Annotated in this window: 19 protein-coding genes and 1 pseudogene; 11 read left to right on the forward strand and 9 right to left on the reverse strand. The window is 73.5% G+C overall.

All coding sequences use genetic code 11. The features are described 5' to 3' along the window. The first annotated feature begins 220 nt into the window (after window positions 1-220). From AB0H12_RS28010 to AB0H12_RS28025, 4 genes and pseudogenes are all read left to right on the forward strand, one after another. Complete coding sequence (locus tag AB0H12_RS28010) at window positions 221-910, forward strand: energy-coupling factor ABC transporter permease (protein WP_499626742.1); 690 nt, start codon at window positions 221-223, stop codon at window positions 908-910. Beyond that, window positions 907-1,215 (forward strand): PDGLE domain-containing protein, encoded by a 309-nt coding sequence (locus AB0H12_RS28015; RefSeq protein WP_499626744.1) that lies wholly within the window; start codon window positions 907-909, stop codon window positions 1,213-1,215. The genes AB0H12_RS28010 and AB0H12_RS28015 overlap by 4 nt, the downstream gene beginning before the upstream one ends. A 41-nt stretch (window positions 1,216-1,256) precedes the next feature. Beyond that, window positions 1,257-1,850: pseudogene (gene cbiQ / locus AB0H12_RS28020) on the forward strand (cobalt ECF transporter T component CbiQ); the annotation flags it as partial. Between the two features lie 15 nt (window positions 1,851-1,865). After that, window positions 1,866-2,657, forward strand: coding sequence for an energy-coupling factor ABC transporter ATP-binding protein (locus tag AB0H12_RS28025; RefSeq protein ID WP_499626953.1), 792 nt, complete (start codon window positions 1,866-1,868; stop codon window positions 2,655-2,657). 25 nt (window positions 2,658-2,682) lie between these two features. On the opposite strand, the gene AB0H12_RS28030 is transcribed toward AB0H12_RS28025, so the two are convergent. The 4 genes from AB0H12_RS28030 to AB0H12_RS28045 form a co-directional block, all read right to left on the reverse strand. Next, window positions 2,683-3,840 (reverse strand): lytic polysaccharide monooxygenase, encoded by a 1,158-nt coding sequence (locus AB0H12_RS28030; RefSeq protein ID WP_499626746.1) that lies wholly within the window; start codon window positions 3,838-3,840, stop codon window positions 2,683-2,685. A gap of 90 nt (window positions 3,841-3,930) precedes the next feature. After that, entirely contained in the window at window positions 3,931-5,223 is a 1,293-nt protein-coding gene (locus AB0H12_RS28035) for an MFS transporter (RefSeq protein ID WP_499626748.1), read from the reverse strand. 112 nt (window positions 5,224-5,335) lie between these two features. Next, window positions 5,336-5,755, reverse strand: a complete 420-nt coding sequence (locus tag AB0H12_RS28040; protein ID WP_499626750.1) for an SRPBCC family protein — start codon at window positions 5,753-5,755, stop codon at window positions 5,336-5,338. A 30-nt stretch (window positions 5,756-5,785) separates the two neighbouring features. Further along, a complete protein-coding gene (locus AB0H12_RS28045) occupies window positions 5,786-6,391 on the reverse strand; it encodes a uridine kinase family protein (protein WP_499626752.1) in 606 nt (201 codons plus the stop codon). Between the two features lie 240 nt (window positions 6,392-6,631). On the opposite strand from AB0H12_RS28045, the gene AB0H12_RS28050 reads away from it, so the two are divergent. From AB0H12_RS28050 to AB0H12_RS28070, 5 genes are read left to right on the forward strand one after another with little or no spacing between them, the layout of a single operon-like run. Further along, window positions 6,632-7,096 (forward strand): hypothetical protein, encoded by a 465-nt coding sequence (locus tag AB0H12_RS28050; protein ID WP_499626754.1) that lies wholly within the window; start codon window positions 6,632-6,634, stop codon window positions 7,094-7,096. Continuing rightward, entirely contained in the window at window positions 7,093-8,286 is a 1,194-nt protein-coding gene (locus tag AB0H12_RS28055; protein WP_499626755.1) for a PPE domain-containing protein, read from the forward strand. Before AB0H12_RS28050 ends, AB0H12_RS28055 begins: the two co-directional genes overlap by 4 nt. Further along, window positions 8,283-8,549 carry a DUF6317 family protein gene (locus tag AB0H12_RS28060; protein WP_499626756.1) on the forward strand — a complete coding sequence of 89 codons (267 nt, stop codon included), beginning with the start codon at window positions 8,283-8,285 and terminating at the stop codon, window positions 8,547-8,549. The genes AB0H12_RS28055 and AB0H12_RS28060 overlap by 4 nt, the downstream gene beginning before the upstream one ends. Continuing rightward, a complete protein-coding gene (locus tag AB0H12_RS28065) occupies window positions 8,542-9,180 on the forward strand; it encodes a hypothetical protein (protein WP_230569236.1) in 639 nt (212 codons plus the stop codon). The genes AB0H12_RS28060 and AB0H12_RS28065 overlap by 8 nt, the downstream gene beginning before the upstream one ends. 29 nt (window positions 9,181-9,209) lie before the next feature. After that, window positions 9,210-9,746 carry a hypothetical protein gene (locus AB0H12_RS28070; RefSeq protein ID WP_499626758.1) on the forward strand — a complete coding sequence of 179 codons (537 nt, stop codon included), beginning with the start codon at window positions 9,210-9,212 and terminating at the stop codon, window positions 9,744-9,746. Here the strand turns inward: AB0H12_RS28070 and AB0H12_RS28075 are convergent. Next, window positions 9,673-10,440 carry a helix-turn-helix transcriptional regulator gene (locus AB0H12_RS28075; RefSeq protein ID WP_499626760.1) on the reverse strand — a complete coding sequence of 256 codons (768 nt, stop codon included), beginning with the start codon at window positions 10,438-10,440 and terminating at the stop codon, window positions 9,673-9,675. The genes AB0H12_RS28070 and AB0H12_RS28075 overlap by 74 nt on opposite strands. A 54-nt stretch (window positions 10,441-10,494) precedes the next feature. Here AB0H12_RS28075 and AB0H12_RS28080 point away from each other — a divergent pair, with 54 nt between their 5' ends. Beyond that, a complete protein-coding gene (locus AB0H12_RS28080; RefSeq protein ID WP_499626762.1) occupies window positions 10,495-11,244 on the forward strand; it encodes an ESX secretion-associated protein EspG in 750 nt (249 codons plus the stop codon). 116 nt (window positions 11,245-11,360) lie between these two features. Here the strand turns inward: AB0H12_RS28080 and AB0H12_RS28085 are convergent, their stop codons facing one another. From AB0H12_RS28085 to AB0H12_RS28100, 4 genes are read right to left on the reverse strand one after another with little or no spacing between them, the layout of a single operon-like run. Then, window positions 11,361-11,615, reverse strand: a complete 255-nt coding sequence (locus AB0H12_RS28085) for a hypothetical protein (RefSeq protein WP_499626764.1) — start codon at window positions 11,613-11,615, stop codon at window positions 11,361-11,363. Next, window positions 11,603-11,881, reverse strand: coding sequence for a YbaB/EbfC family DNA-binding protein (locus AB0H12_RS28090; RefSeq protein ID WP_499626766.1), 279 nt, complete (start codon window positions 11,879-11,881; stop codon window positions 11,603-11,605). Before AB0H12_RS28090 ends, AB0H12_RS28085 begins: the two co-directional genes overlap by 13 nt. Further along, window positions 11,878-12,897 carry a CHAP domain-containing protein gene (locus AB0H12_RS28095; protein WP_499626768.1) on the reverse strand — a complete coding sequence of 340 codons (1,020 nt, stop codon included), beginning with the start codon at window positions 12,895-12,897 and terminating at the stop codon, window positions 11,878-11,880. The genes AB0H12_RS28090 and AB0H12_RS28095 overlap by 4 nt, the downstream gene beginning before the upstream one ends. Continuing rightward, complete coding sequence (locus tag AB0H12_RS28100; RefSeq protein WP_499626770.1) at window positions 12,897-13,673, reverse strand: type VII secretion target; 777 nt, start codon at window positions 13,671-13,673, stop codon at window positions 12,897-12,899. Before AB0H12_RS28100 ends, AB0H12_RS28095 begins: the two co-directional genes overlap by 1 nt. A 102-nt stretch (window positions 13,674-13,775) precedes the next feature. On the opposite strand from AB0H12_RS28100, the gene AB0H12_RS28105 reads away from it, so the two are divergent. Further along, window positions 13,776-15,110, forward strand: coding sequence for a replication-associated recombination protein A (locus AB0H12_RS28105; protein ID WP_499626955.1), 1,335 nt, complete (start codon window positions 13,776-13,778; stop codon window positions 15,108-15,110). Window positions 15,111-15,141 lie beyond the last annotated feature (31 nt).

Below are 15,141 nucleotides of genomic sequence, written 5' to 3' on the forward strand. Positions count from 1 at the left end.
GCACTCGGGCGGCTGAGTTGTCGAGATCCTCACGCACAGTGTCCGACACGTGGCCCGTCCAGGTCTTCTCCGTTCGTGCGGAGTAGGCGCGCGCGGTCGCTCCCCGGTCCGCTCGCCGCCCGGCGCTCGCCCCGGTCCGTTCACCGGGATCGCGTGGGGAAGGCCTCGGTTGTTGCACAGTGCTGGCCATAGCTCTCTTCTTGCAACTAGCGTGTGGTCCGTGTCCGAACCGGTAGCAATGCACATGAGCGACGGCCTGCTCAACGCGCCGACCTCACTGCTGTTCGTGGCGGTCGCGGTGGCGGGCGTCGGCGTGGCGCTGGCCAAGGCGCGCGGAGACCTCGACGACCGGACCGCGCCGATGGCGGGTCTGGTCGCGGCGTTCGTGTTCGCCACCCAGATGCTGAACTTCCCGGTGCTGCCGGGCGTCAGCGGGCACCTGCTCGGCGGCGCGCTCGCCGCGATCCTGGTCGGACCGTGGGTCGGCGCGCTGTGCGTGACGATCGTGCTGGTCGTCCAGTCCCTCTTCTTCGCCGACGGCGGCGTCACCGCGCTCGGCGCGAACGTCACCAACATGGCCCTGATCGGCACGGCCGTCGGCTACCTGACCGCGGTGGCGCTGCGCCGGCTCGCCGGCCGCGGCAAGGGCGGCCTGGCCGCGGTCGCGTTCGTGTCGGCCCTGGTCAACACGGTGCTGGCGTCGTTCGGCTTCGTGCTGGAGTACGCCATCGGCGGCCAGGGTGGTGTCGCGTTCGGCACGGTCGCCGCCGCGGTGCTCGGCGTGCACGTGCTGATCGGCATCGGCGAGGGCCTGATCACCGCGGTCACCGTGACCGCGGTCGCCGCCGCCCGGCCGGACCTGGTGTACCTGCTGCGCGGCGTGCCGCAGAAGTTGGAGTTGAGGGCGTGAAGCGCTTCTTCCTGGGGTTCGCGGTGGTCAGCCTGCTGCTGGCGGGCGTGGTGTCCTACTTCGCCGACTCGAACCCGGACGGGCTGGACCACGTCACCGAGCAGCACGGCATCGCCGAGCACGCGCAGGACCACCCGCTGGCCGGGTGGCCGCTGGCCGACTACGCGCTGGGCGGGGACGACCGGTTCACCGGCCTCGCGGGCGTCCTCGGCGTGGTGCTCACGCTGGCCGTCGCCGGCGGGCTGTTCTGGTTGCTGCGCAAGCGTTCCGGCGTCGCGTCCGACGCGAAGCCGGACGTGGGGTGAGCGCGGGCCACGGTTTTCTGCACCGGCCGGGCGACTCGCCGGTGCACCGCCTCGCGCCGCAGGTGAAGATCGTCGCCGCGGTGGTGGCGGTGCTGTGCGTGGTGGCCACGCCGCGCGAGGCGTTCTGGGCGTTCGGGGTCTACCTGCTCTTGCTCACGGCGGTCTGGGCGGTGGCCCGCGTGCCGGTGCGGTGGTTCGCCGCGCGGTCGGTGATCGAGGTGCCGTTCGTGCTGCTGGCCGTGCTGCTGCCGTTCACCGGCGGCGGCGAGCGGGTGGACGTGCTGGGCCTGCCGGTGTCGGCGGAGGGCGCGTTGGCCGGGTGGAACATCCTGGTCAAGGGCACGCTCGGGCTGCTGACGTCGTTGACCCTCGCCGCCACCACCGCGCCGCAGGACCTGCTGCTCGGCTTGCAGCGGCTGCGGATGCCGGCGGTGCTGATCACCATCGCGACGCTGATGCTGCGGTACGCCGAGGTGATCGTGGGCGAGGCCAAGCGGATGCGCGTGGCCCGGATCTCCCGCGGCGACGACCCGAGGTTCCTCTGGCAGCTCGGCGCGACCGCGCGCGGCATCGGCAGCCTGTTCATCCGGTCCTACGAACGCGGCGAGAGGGTGCACCTGGCGATGGTGTCGCGCGGCTGGACGGGCCGGATGCCCGACGGGGCGGGCGGGAGCGGCGTCGGCGAAGCGGTCTCCGTCGAGCCGCGGCGGTCCGCGCCCGCGCTCGTGGTGGAGAAGCTGGCGTACGCGTACCCGGACGGTCACCAGGCCCTCTACGGGGTGAACCTGCGGGTCGAACGCGGTGAGCGCGTGGCCGTGCTCGGGCCGAACGGCGCGGGCAAGACGACGTTCGTCCTGCACCTCAACGGCGTGCTGGGGGGTGGTTCCGGCCGGGTCGAGGTGGCCGGGCTGCCGGTGGAGAAGGCGCACCTCAAGGAGATCCGCCGCCGCGTCGGCGTGGTCTTCCAGGACCCCGACGACCAGCTGTTCCTGCCCACCGCGCGCCAGGACGTGGCGTTCGGCCCGGCGAACTTCGGGCTGCGCGGCGCGGAGCTCGACGAGCGCGTGGAGCGCGCGTTGGCCGCCGTCGGCATGGAGGCGTTCGCCGACCGGTCGCCGCTGCACCTGTCCGGCGGGCAGCGCCGCCGCGTCGCGCTGGCCACCGTGCTGGCCTGCGACCCCGAGCTGCTGGTGCTCGACGAGCCCTCGGCGAACCTGGAGCCGGTGGCGCGCCGAGAGCTGGCCGAGGTGTTGCTGGGGTTGGACCGCACCATGCTCATGGTCACCCACGACCTGCCCTACGCCTTGCAGCTGTGCCCGCGCAGCGTGTTGATCGACGGCGGCGTCGTGGTGGCCGACGGACCGACGCGGGAGCTCCTGGCCGACACCGGGCTGCTCGCCCGGCACCGGCTGGAGCTCCCGTTCGGGTTCCGCCTGGATTGACCCGTGGATCAGCCCGACCGGGGGGTCAGGGGCTGGTGCAGGTCACCGTGGGCAGCGAGTTGGCGCCGGAGTAGTTGGCGGTGAAGCCGAACTTCACCGATGCCTCCGGTGCCACCGTGCCGTTCCACGCCGCGTTCTTGACGATCACCTGCGAGCCGGAGCCGGACTTGACGCCGCTCCACAGGCTGTTGATGGCCTGGTTGCCGCCCCACGTCCAGGTGGCGGTCCAGCCGTTGTACGCGCTCTTGCTGTGGTTCATGAGCTCGACCTCCGCCTGGAAGCCGCCCGACCAGGCGCTGGTGATCTTGTAGATCGCCATGCAGTTCGGGTCGCCCGGGTTGTTCGGCGTCGTGGTGGTGGTCGACGTCGGGGTCGTGGTGGTGGTGGTGGTCGTCGTCGTGGTGGTGGTCGTGCCGCCACCGTTGCCGACGCCGGTCTCCTGGCCGTTGCCACCGTCGAACACGACGTCGGAGCAGTTGTAGAACGTCTCCGTGCTGTCCGAGCGGGTCCACACCGAGTAGATGATGTGGCGGCCGGACTTCCCGGAGGGCAGGTTCGCGTTCCAGTAGTACTTGCCGTCGACGGTGCCCACTGCGCCGCTGTTCGGCGGGTTGGTGACGCTGTGGAACGGCGTGCTCTCCAGGTCGCTCCACGCCAGCGGCCGGGTCGGGCTCCAGCTGTCCTTCGTGACGTACAGGTGGAACGTGCCGGGGTGCGCGGCCCACTTGTTGTAGGTGAAGTTGAAGCTCGCGCCGGCGGTGAGGTGGGTCACCGGGTAGTCGTTGCGCGCGATGTCGAACCCGGAGAACGTCGGGTTGCCGCCGCTGCACAGCTTGCCGTCGGGGATGAAGCCGCTGGTGCGACCCGCGCCGTCGGACCGCAGCACGCCGAACCAGTTGTAGAGCGCGTTCGTGCCGCCGGAGGACACCGCGGCGGCGCAGGCCGGGTTCTGCGGTCGGATGTCGCCCTGCGGCGACAGGCCGTCCTTCCAGCACATGAAAGTCCGGCTGCCGGGCGTCATCATGGCGCCGTGCGCGGACGCCGCGGTCGGGCTGATCACGTTCACGAGCGTCGCGATCAGCAGGCCTGCCACACCGGCCGAGGCCAGCGCGATCCATCGTCGGGCCGTCACGTCGTTCACCTCCTCGTTGAGGTTCTGGGAGCGCTCCCAGGAACAGGACATGACTGTAACCGTGCGTACCTCATCTGTGAATGGGCGATTACGCAGTGCATCTCAGCGGCGCAGCGCGTGCCGCCTTGCGGACGCGTCCGCCTACACCCGGACGCCCGTACGCCGCCTCGGACGTTTCGCCGGGCGCACTGGGCCGTGCGGGTGACCGGCGGGCGGCGCGGGCTGGTGCGGCCTGCGCAGCACGCGGTGCGCCAACGCGGTCCGGCGGTGCGGCGGCGCGGCCAGCACGGAGGCCGCGAACACCGTCGCCATCAGGGTCAGCACGCCCGCGAGCACCAGGGTCTCCGGCGCGCCGATCCGTTCGCACAACCAGCCGAGCAGGGGCGCGCCCACGGCGCCCGCCGCCGCGCCGACGGCCGAGTTGACCGCGAGCAGCCTGCCGCGCATCCCGTCCGCCGTGTCCAGCTGGATGCGGGTGCTCATGGTCGTGTCGATGACGACCGCGCCCGCGGCGATGGGCAGCAGCACGATGGCGAAGCCGAGCATGCCCGGCACCAGGCCGCCGGCCACCTGGAGCAGGCTCGTCGCGCAGGCGACCACCAGCAGCAGCCGCACGGTCAGCGTCCTGCGCGCCGCGGCGGCCAGCCCGCCCACCACGGTGCCGATCGCGAACACCGTCGACAGCAGGCCGTAGACGGTCGCGTCGGGGCTCATCGCGGCCATCGTGACCTGGTAGTTGCGGCCGAGGCTGGACAGCGTGAAGCCGAGCGCGAACAGCAGGAGCAGTCGTCCGCTGGCCGCGACGTACCGCAGGCCGGCGGCCACGCCGACGCCGTTGGCCGGGCTCGCCGCCAAGGGGTGCAGCTCGGCGCGGCGGATGGTCAGCACCGCGCCCATGACGGCCAGGAAGCTCACCGAGTTGATCAGGAACAGGGCGGGCGAGCCGAGCGCGGCGGCCAGCACCGCGGCGCTGCTCATCCCCAGGATCCGGCCGGTCGAGCTGAGCACCGAGCCGAGCGCGACCGCGTTGCCCAGGTCTTCCCGGGGCACCACCTGCGCGCCGAACCGGCCGAGCGCGGGCAGGTCGAACACCGACACCAGGCCGGCAGCGAACGTCAGCGCGAACACCACCGTGATCGGCGCGCCCTGCCACACCACGAGCGCGAGCACGGCGGCCAGCACGGCGTGCAGGGCCTGGCAGGCGAGGATGATCCGGCGCACCGGCAGCCGGTCCGCCAGCGAGCCGGCCCACGGGCCGAGCAGCACCGACGGCAGGGTGCCCAGCAGCACCGAGAGGCCGACCGAGGTGGCCGAGCCGGTGCGGTCGAGCACGACCCAGTTGAGACCGATCAACTGCATCCACGAGCCGGTCACCGAGATCAGGTCGGCGAACGCCCAACGGCGGTAGTTGCGGCTCCGCAAAGCGCGGAACATCGAAGCTCCCTCGAAGTGATCCGGGGCCTCGACGTGCGGACGTGCCCAGGTGAACGGCGTTCACACTAGGTGTCGCTTTTCCGCGTTCAAACTCGATGATCAGTGAAAACAGTCACGTGACGCTCTGTGTCGCCAGCGCTGCGAGCCGGCTCAGCGCCTGGACGAGGTGCTCGTCGGTGATCTCGTGCGCCTCGCCGCCGACCGCCGCCTGGTGCTCGCCGCCGACGTCCAGGTGCAGCACCACGCGGCTGCGGCCCGGGCCCTCGTCGTCCACCTGGAGCCACCCCGAGTAGCCGCCGCCCTCCAGGTCGCCCCACTCCAGCCGGCGCTGCTCGGCGTCCGCGGCCAGGTAGCCCTCGGCCTCGTCGATCTCGTCGCCCATCGACACGCGCCCGGTGACCCGCTCCGGGCCGCTCGGCTCCACCTGCAGCCCGTCGGGCAGCCACGCCTCCATCGCGGACACGTCCCGGGCCAGGTCGAACACCACCCGCGCGTCGACCGGGATCGTCTGCTCGTGCTCGTACTCAGCCATGCCGGCAGCAGTACCCCCGGCACGTCCGGGCTACACCGACGCGGGCGCCATGCCCCCGATCGTGGCGAGCCGCACGTGGTGGGGGCGGACCGGGCGCATGCCCGCGTCCACGCACCGGCGCACCACGCCGGAGTGCTCGCGCAGCAGGCGCAGGCCGCGGCGGGCCAGGAGCGGCACCGGCTTGCGCGCCTCGGCCACGTCACGGGCGAACCGGCGGGCGAACGTCACCAGCGCGTTCGGTGCGAGCACGATGGCGTCGGCCAGCACGCCGGCCTCGCGGCAGCCCGCCACCAGCCGGTCGGCGAACAGGCCCTCGGCGATGAACAGGCCGGGTGCGGTCACCGTGCGGCAGCCGACCCGCCGGTCCTCGCCGAGCGCGTAGACGGGGGCCTCGACGGTGCCGGTGGTGGCGAGTTCGACCACGGCGGCCAGGGCGTCGGCGGTGTTCCAGGAGCCCTCGGCGTCCCAGTCCGCGCGGCCGGTCTCGTCACGGGGCAGCAGCGGGTCGTCGCCCTCGCGGTAGTAGTCGTCGAGCCGCAGCACGGGGAGGCCGAGGTGGTCGGCGAGGGTGGACTTGCCCGAACCGGAAGGGCCGGCGAGCAACACGGCGCGCGCGTGAACGGCAGGTGACGGCACGGGGGACGATTTTCGCACAGCTCCCACCCGGGTCGCGCACCGCCGGCGGGGTCGGATCACGCGGTCGTCCTGTCGGGTCGTGCCCGGTCCGGGGGCCGGTTCGCATGGCCGCTCTGCCGCATCGCGCGCGGCCGGTCGGGACCCGGCCCGGGTGGCGGGCTTGTCCGATCGTGCACCGCCGCTGCTCCCGCTGTGCACCCGCTCTGGTCACCCGCGCGCGGGCACACCACGATGTGGGCCATGGTGGTCAGGGTGCGCGGCGTCGAGGACGCCAGGCGGATGCGCGAAGAGCTGCGCGACGAGCAGCGCGGGTCGGGCGCGGTCGCGGTGCCGGTGGTGGCCGGGCCGAACGGCGCGGGCGCGGCCGGCGTGGTGGCCGAGGGCGGCGACTTCATCGAGCTGGACCTGGCCTCCTTCACCACGGCGGTGTCCGACCTGGAACGGCTGCACGGCGTGCTGACCGAGCTGCTGGCCCGCGCGGACCGCGAGATGGACCAGCCGCTCGGCGACGGCAAGGGCCCGGTCGCGCTGAACATGCGCCGGGCGTTCGGCCTGCGCGGTGGCGACGTCGGCGGCGGCGTGCGCACGGCGCTGCGGTCGTACGTGCGGGAGCTGGCGCTGCTGCGCGACGCGCTGGAACAGGTCGGCAAGACCCAGCGGGCACAGGACGACCAGGTGCGGCAGGACTTGGAGCGGCTGCGGTGAACGAGCGCGAGCGCAAGGGCGGGTACTGGTCGGACTTCCACGACCACTCGCCGGCCACCCGCCGGCGGAACGAGAAGCGGGTGCGGCAGCGCCGGGCCAACCGGCAGCCGGAGAACTTCGGCAAGATCAACTGGCGGGCGTACACGCACCGGCAGCTCTGGGACATGGTGAAGTCGGCCGACGCCGCGCAGATGGCCACGCGCACGTACGAGTGGCAGCGGCTGGCCGCCGACATCGACCAGGCGACCGCGGACGTGCAGAAGATCGTGCAGAGCCTCGTGCTGTCGTGGCGCGGTCCGTCGGCGGTGGCGGCGGCGTCGTCGGTGTCGGAGCTGACGAAGTGGGCCGCGCAGTCCTCGGAGCGCGCGTCCCAGGTCGGCGAAGGCCTCGACGGCTACACCTCGGCGGTGCAGGAGGCGGCCCGGGCGATCCCCGAGCCGGTGCACCCCGACGCCGAGAAGTGGTTCCGCGCCGGGTACGACGTGACCACGCTCGACGGGCCGCAGGGCGCGTACATGCTCAAGCAGCTGCTGGACGACCACCTGCCGGACAAGCGCGAGCAGCAGGAGGCCATGGACCGGGCGGTCCGGGTGATGGAGCAGTACGAGGCGGCCAGCCACGGCATCGGCCGTGAGCTGCCGGTGTTCGACGAGGCTCCGGTGGTGACCCAGCCGGCCGGGACCCAGCCGAGCGCGCCCCAGCCGCTGCCGGACCACCGGCCGCCGTCGCCGCCGCCGTGGATCGCGTCGCCGCCGGCCCACGAGAGGCCCGCTGTGCCCGCGCCTCTCCAGCCCGGCGAGGGCACCACCTCCGTCGCCGCCGCGAGTGCGCCCGGCCCGGGCAGCGGCTACGGCGGCCCGGGTGGCTTCGGTTCGCAGTCCGGCTTCGGTCCGGGTGGCGGCGGCTCGTTCGGCCACGGTCCCGGCGGCGGCGCGGCCGTCGCCGGCGGTCAGGGCGGCTTCGGTTCGGGCGGCGCGTCCGGCGTGCTCGGCGCGGTGCCGGGCGGTGCGGCGGCCCGGGGTGGCGTCGGACCGGTCGTCGGCGCGGGCGGCCCGCAGGGCTTCGGCATGTACCCGCCGATGGCGCCGGGCAACCGCGAGGAGGACGGCGAGCACCGCAACCGCTACGACGCGGGCCTCGACCTGCTCGACGACCTGCCGCCCGCGTTCCCGCCGGTGCTCGGCGAATGAGCGGCGGCTACCAGGTCGAGCCGGACGCGTTGGCCGCGTTCGCGGGCCGGTTGGACGAGGTGGCCGACGACGTGCGGGCCGCCGCGGCCACGCTGGAGCAGCCGTCGGGCGACCTCGGGCCGGAAGGCGTCACGGAGGCGGTCGACCGGTTGGCGGCCGAGTGGGTGGGCGTGCTGCGCGGCGTGGAGCTGGACGTCGTGGCGGACGCGTTGCGCGCGGCGGGTGAGACCTATCGGCAGGCCGACGAGCTGCGCCATGACTGACTACCGGGGTCTGGGTTTCGATCCCGCGCCGGGCCACGCGGGCGCGGTGGCGGCGGCGAGCGAGCGGTTCTCGATCCCCCTCACGGCCCCGGGCTCGCCACCGGGACCGTGGACGGGCGCGGCGGCGGACGGGTTCAGGACGCGGTTGGAGGCGGTGGTGTCGGAGCTGACGGCGGTGCGGCGCGCGATGCGGGCAGCGGCCGAGGTGCTCGACGGCTGGGCCACCACGCTGCTGGGCAACCAGCGGCGGGCCGAGGAGCTGGACCGGCGCGCGCTCGGGTTGCGGCGCGCGCTCGCCGAGGCGTCCGACGAGCTCGACCGGACCGGCGCGATGGCGTCCTTCACCACCGCCGACGGCGAGGCGCACGACCGGGCCGTGGCGCGGCACGACGAGCTGCGCCGTCAGCTGGACGACGTGCTGGAGGAGGCCCGGCTGCTGGAGCGCGACCACCGCGCGGAGGCCAGGCGGGTCGCCGAACGGCTGCGCGCCGAGGAGCCGTCGACGGTCATCGCGGACACGTTGACGAGCTTCTCGTCCCTCACCGCCGAGCTGGCGTCCGTGCTGCTCGGCCCACCTCGGCCCGCGTCCACCAGGGGCGCGGCGGCGGCGTTCCGGGCGGGCCTGGGGTGAGACTCGCTCCCGTGCCGGGGGTGACCCCGGTGGCACTCGGCACCCCCGAACGCACCGCGGCGGAGCTGTTAGCCGTGCTGCGAAGGCTCAAAGGCAGCCGTGACCCCGGACTGGAGGTGTCCGCCACGCAGGCCGCGGAGCTGGCGCACCAGCACGGCGCCGGCCTGCTGGCCGTGGTCGAGCACCGCGACGCGGACCCCGCGCTGCTGATGGCGGGCGTGGTGGCGGTCGACCGGCCGGCCGACCCCGGCGAGCTCGGCTTCCACCTCGACGGCCCGTCGATCCGCGAGGTCACCCGCGGCGAGACGGCGACCGGCTACCCGGTGGTGATCGTGGAGCGCATCCCGGTGGCCGGGCCGGGCGCGCAGCTGCAGGTCGTCGTGAGCGACCCGGACCACCCGCGGATCGCGGTGTTCACGCTGCACTCGCCGACCGGGCGCGGTTGGCTGGAGGTGGCGGGCATCGCGGGCCGGTTCGTCTCGGGCGTGGAGTTCAGCGGTTACGGAACTCGCTCGGGGTCCGGCCGACCACCTGGCGGAACGTCCGGGAGAAGTGCGCGGCGCTGACGAAACCGCAGTCCTTGGCGATCTCGCCGATGCCGCGCGCCGCCTTCGCCGGGTCGGCGAGCAACGCCTTGGCCCGGTCGATCCGCAGGCCGCGGATGCGCTCGGACACTCCCTGCCCGTCGTCGAAGAGCTGGTAGAGGCGGCGGCGGGAGATGAACAGCGCCTCGGCGACCCGGTCCGCGCTCAGGGCCGGGTCCGACAGGTGTTCGCGCATGTACTCCAACGCTTCGCGCCGCCGTGCGACCAGGGAGTCCACGCGCTCCAGTTCGGCCCGCAGCGCGCTGCGCAGCACGAGCTCGGCCAAGCCGAGCAGGTGGTGGGACAGGCCGTGCGGGTCGAGGGCGTGCGCGGCGGCGAGCACGTGGGCCACCGCGCCGGAGAACACGGTGTGCAGCGCGGCGTCGACCGGGACCGGCTGGAACATCAGCGGTTTGAGCTCGCCGAAGCCGACGGTGAGCCGTGCCTCGGCCACGGTCAGCATCACCACGTCCGGCAGGACGTGCAACGCGCAATCGGGAAACCGAAGTGCGGCGCCGTTGCCGGGCACGCCGCCCGAGACCGTGCAGCCGACCACCAGCTGGATGTGCTCCGGGGTGGCCGCACCCCCGCTGAGCGCGGCTTTGGCCGCCGCCGCGCCGGAAGCCCGCACAGTCAGGAACCCGCCGGCGACGTCCACGTCGAGCAGCGTAGCCACCGGTGTTGCCCAACCGGCCGCGAAAGCCGCCGCCGACCGCTACCTTCTGGCCCCATGGCGCGACGTTCGGCGACCGCGGTCGTCCTGTCCCACCTGGAGTTCGACCTCCTGTGGGAGGACTTGGGCACGGGTGAGCCGCCCTACCCCCTCGAGGTGCCGTCGCACGGCGAGACGATGGACGACCGGGACGCCCTCGGCGCCGAGGTGCTCCGCACGTTGACCGAGGCGGGGCTGGCCGACGGCGTGGACGTCTCGCCGGAGCTGGAGGACCTGTTCACCCTGCTCGCGCACGGCGAGGTCTCGGTGGACGCGCTGGTGTTCCGCCCGTACCCGTGGCGGGTGCTGGCCACGGCCCGGGGCAGGCGCGGCGTGCTGGCCGTGCTGAACGACCGCGAGGTGGCGCTGGAGCCGATCACCGACCTGGCGTCCGCGATCACGCGCGTCATCGGCGACGCGCCGGCGGGTCCCGGCGAGCAGGTGCGGATGCCCAGGTCCGTGTTCGCCGCCGCGATGGACGCCTACGCCCAGGCCGGCCACACCGCGCTGGAACGCGCCCTGGCCCAGGCCGACATCACCGGCCGCGCCACCAGGTCGATCACCACGCTGGTCGACTCGCCGCGCAAGTCGACCGGACAACTGGCGGCCACCGGCCCACGCGGCCGTTCCCGCGTCCTGAGCTGGACCGAAACCGCCGCCGGCCGCTACGCCCTGACCACCGAGGAGTCCCACCAGACCGAGTGGGTCCACCTCTCGCCCGCCGACACACCGTGGCTGACCCGCCACCTGACCGCCCTGCTGTCCTGAGCGTTGAACTCAGGCCCTCCGAAGGGAGGACTCTCGCCCCCTGGACGGAGGACTCTCGCGAGAGTCCTCCGTTCGCGTCGCGAGAGTCCTCCGTTCAGGTGCCCTGAATTCAACGCTCAGGACGTGAGCAGGTCCGGCGGGACGACGTCGGCGACGATCGACATGCCCTCGGCCACGGCCGCCGCGGCGGCTTCGTCGGCCAGCTGACGGACCAGACCTGCCAACGCGGCGGGACGCAGGGTCAACGCCTCCCGTGCGAACGACAGGTCCACCAGCTTCCCGTGCAGGTCGACCACCACCGTCACGCCCGACGCCGAAGCCTCCCGCCGCACGGCGTCCAACCGCTCACCGAGCCCCATCACACCCGCCACGTCTCGGGAGTCGTGTCCTCGACCGACTCCACCAGCTTCGCCCGCACGTCCAGCCCCAACGCCGACACCTCGTCGCCGACCACGTGCCGGGCCCGCGCGTTCGCCCGCGCCGTCGCCGTGTCGACCAACGCCAGGATCGCCCGCGCCAACCCCGACTGCCCCAGCCGCAACGACCGCGAGTCCAACGCCAGGTCGAGCAACCCGCCGCCGGGACCGACCTCCACCGCGATCCCGGTGTCCGGGTCGTGCGCGTTCCCCGTGATCACGGGTGCACCCCTCCGTAGAACGTCGCCGAGCTCAGCCGGTGCGTGTTGCGCCGCACGCTGTCGCCCGAGTTGCCCTCGATCAGCGTCACCGTCCCGCCGGACACCTTCTCCACGATCCCGATGTGCGTGCTGGTCGCCGGGCTGCTCGGCCCGCTCCCGAACAGCAGCACGTCACCCGGCTTCACCGCGCTCAACGACGTGTACGCCTTGCCGTGCCGCTGCCCCCACCGGAACACGTCGCCGGTGAACGGCAGGATCGGGATGTCCACCCCGGCCTTGCGCCACATCGCCGTGGTGAACGACGCGCACCAAGGCGCCGTCGGCCCGTACGGGTTGCGGTTGCTGCCCGGCGGGTTCTCCCGGGTGCCCAGCTCACGCCGTGCGGCCGAGATGATCGTCCGCGAACGGCCGCGGGCACGGGCGCCGGACGGCTTGGTCGAGCCGCGGGTGCGCTCGGCCCGGCCGTCCGCGACGCCGTCGTGCTCGACCTCCTTCTCCAACGCCCGCAGCTTGCGCGCGGCGTCCTCCAACTCGCCCCGCACGTGCCGGACGGCGGCGGCGGTCTCCTTGGTGTACTTGGGTTCCAGGTCCGCCGCCTGCGCCACGGCCTTGAGCAGCGCGGCCTGCGTGCCGACGGCCTTGCCCGCGTCCAGCAGCCGTGCCGCCTGGTCGAGGTACTCGTCCACGGCCTGCCGCGCCCGCGTGTGCCCGGTCGTCAACGCGCTCGTGACGCCGGCGACGATCTTCTCCGCGTCACGGGCGGCGTCGGCGGTGACCCGCAACTGCCTGCCCAGCCGGTTCGAGCGCTTCTCGAAGCCCTCGGAGTTGCCGCCCTTCCAGTGCTCCAGCACCGTCTTCGACGCCTTGCGCTGGTCCTCGTGCTGGTCGGTGAGGCCGGACGCGGTCTGGTGCAGCGCGTACTGGACCTTCACCGCGTCCTCGGCCTTGCCCGCCAACGAGTTCCGGTGGCCGATCATGCTCTCGGCGAAGTGCCGGGCCATCTCCCGCGTGTCCACTACCCTTCCCCTCCGCCGCTGACTCCGCCGCGGACCCCGCCGCCGACGACCTTGCCGCGCAGCGAACCGGCGATGTCGTCCTCCTGGTCCTGGTACGCGCGGGCGGCACGGCCGGCGGACGTGGCCAGCGCGTCGGTGTTGTGCGCGACCGCCTTGACCTGCTTGCGCAGCGCCGCGCCGAAGTTGTCCAACGCGTCGGCGAACCCGGACTGCTTGCCGATGCGCCCGAAGCTGTCGTCGGCGATCTCCCGCACCTCGCGCACCTGCCGCCGGCCGATCGCGGTGAGGTCGTCGGCCGAGTTCCGCGTCCGCCGCGCGTAGTCGCGCAGCACGCCCAGGTCGACCGAGAACCCGCCGCCACCGCCCGAGCCGCCGCGGGACCCGCCACCACCTCCGCCGGACCCGCCGCGCTTCATGGCCTCGACGCCCCGCCGCGCCTCGTCCAGGTGACGCTTGTACGCGCCGCTCGTGTAGGTGGTCCACGGCGTCCACCCGCCGTCCCCGGCGACCTTCTTCGCCGCACGGGCGTTCTCCGCCGGGTCGAACAGCTCCCGGTTCGACTCCAGCCCGAACTCGCGCCGCCGCGCGGGCCCCAACCCACCCAGCATGTTGATCTGCCACAGCCCGTAGGAGTTGTCCGGCGGGGTGGAGTTGTGCGCCCGCGGGTCGCCGCCGGACTCGGCCAGCGCGACCGCCACCGCGATCGTCAGGTCCTGCCCGCGGAATCCCGCGTCGTGCGCGTGCCGGGCGATCCGCTCCGGACTCAGCGTGCTCATGCCGTCACCCTGCACGGCCCGCGACCTGCGGCGGAACCTCCGTTGCACGCTCGGACAGCGGCTGTGCACGGGGAAGCTACAGTCGAACACGTGAACGAAGGGCTGTTCGACGACGGGTTGTTCGGCGTCGACCCGGAGGAGAAGGCCGCGCGCATCGCGGCCAACGCGCCGCTGGCCGTGCGGATGCGTCCGCGCACCCTGGACGAGGTGGTCGGACAGGACCACCTGCTCGGGCCGGGCGCGCCGCTGCGCAGGCTGGTGGAGGGCTCGTCGCCCGCCTCGATCATGCTCTACGGCCCACCCGGCACCGGCAAGACCACGCTGGCCACGCTCGTCTCCCAGGCCACCGGCCGGCGGTTCGCCGCGCTGTCGGCGCTGTCGGCCGGTGTGAAGGAGGTGCGCGCGGTCATCGAGGAGGCGCGCCGCCGCCTGGTCCGCGCCGGCGAGTCGACCGTGCTGTTCATCGACGAGGTGCACCGGTTCTCCAAGACCCAGCAGGACGCGCTGCTCGGCGCGGTCGAGGACCGGATCGTGCTGCTGGTCGCGGCGACGACGGAGAACCCGTTCTTCTCCGTCGTGTCGCCCCTGCTGTCCCGCTCGCTGGTGCTGCAGCTGCGGCCGTTGACCGACGACGCGGTGCGCGTGCTGGTCAAGCGCGCGGTCGAGGACGAACGCGGCCTCGGCGGCGCGGTCACCGTCGAGCAGGACGCCGAGGACCACCTGGTCCGGCTGGCCGGCGGTGACGCCCGGCGCGCGCTCACCGCGCTCGAAGCCGCCGCCGACTCGGTCGGTCCGGGCGGCGTGCTCGACCTGCCGACGTTGGAGGCGACGGTCGACAAGGCGGCCGTGCGCTACGACCGGCAGGGCGACCAGCACTACGACGTGACCAGCGCGTTCATCAAGTCGATCCGCGGTTCGGACGTGGACGCGGCGCTGCACTACCTGGCCCGGATGATCGAGGCGGGCGAGGACCCGAGGTTCATCGCCCGGCGGCTGGTCATCCACGCCAGCGAGGACGTCGGCATGGCCGACCCGACCGCGTTGCAGACGTGCGTGGCGGCGGCGCAGGCCGTGCAGCTGATCGGGTTGCCGGAGTGCGCGCTGAACCTGGCCCAGGCCACCATCCACCTGGCCACCGCGCCCAAGTCGAACGCCGTCACGACCGCGATCGGCGAGGCCATGTCCGACGTGCGCAAGGGCGCGGTCGGGTCGGTGCCCGCGCACCTGCGCGACGGCCACTACGCGGGCGCGGCGAAGCTCGGCAACGCCCAAGGCTACCGGTACCCGCACGACGTGCCGGAGGGCGTGCTGACCCAGCAGTACGCGCCGGACGACCTGGTCGGGCGGGACTACTACCAGCCGACGGGCAGGGGGGCGGAGCGCGTGCTCGCCGAACGCCTGCCGAAGCTGCGCAAGGTCGTCCGGGGCCAGGAGTAAATCCATTTCCGATCCGGCCGCGTTCTGACAC

Source organism: Actinosynnema sp. NPDC023794 (assembly GCF_040639675.1).
GTDB lineage: Bacteria > Actinomycetota > Actinomycetes > Mycobacteriales > Pseudonocardiaceae > Actinosynnema > Actinosynnema luteola.

Coding starts and splice junctions, on each gene's coding strand:
- AB0H12_RS28100 (WP_499626770.1), bottom strand. CDS start 13,673: ATGAGCACGCTGAGTCCGGAGCGGATCGCCCGGCACGCGCACGACGCG.
- AB0H12_RS28025 (WP_499626953.1), top strand. CDS start 1,866: ATGCCCGACGGGGCGGGCGGGAGCGGCGTCGGCGAAGCGGTCTCCGTC.
- AB0H12_RS28040 (WP_499626750.1), bottom strand. CDS start 5,755: ATGGCTGAGTACGAGCACGAGCAGACGATCCCGGTCGACGCGCGGGTG.
- AB0H12_RS28080 (WP_499626762.1), top strand. CDS start 10,495: ATGGCGCGACGTTCGGCGACCGCGGTCGTCCTGTCCCACCTGGAGTTC.
- AB0H12_RS28035 (WP_499626748.1), bottom strand. CDS start 5,223: ATGTTCCGCGCTTTGCGGAGCCGCAACTACCGCCGTTGGGCGTTCGCC.
- AB0H12_RS28050 (WP_499626754.1), top strand. CDS start 6,632: ATGGTGGTCAGGGTGCGCGGCGTCGAGGACGCCAGGCGGATGCGCGAA.
- AB0H12_RS28065 (WP_230569236.1), top strand. CDS start 8,542: ATGACTGACTACCGGGGTCTGGGTTTCGATCCCGCGCCGGGCCACGCG.
- AB0H12_RS28060 (WP_499626756.1), top strand. CDS start 8,283: ATGAGCGGCGGCTACCAGGTCGAGCCGGACGCGTTGGCCGCGTTCGCG.
- AB0H12_RS28030 (WP_499626746.1), bottom strand. CDS start 3,840: ATGTCCTGTTCCTGGGAGCGCTCCCAGAACCTCAACGAGGAGGTGAAC.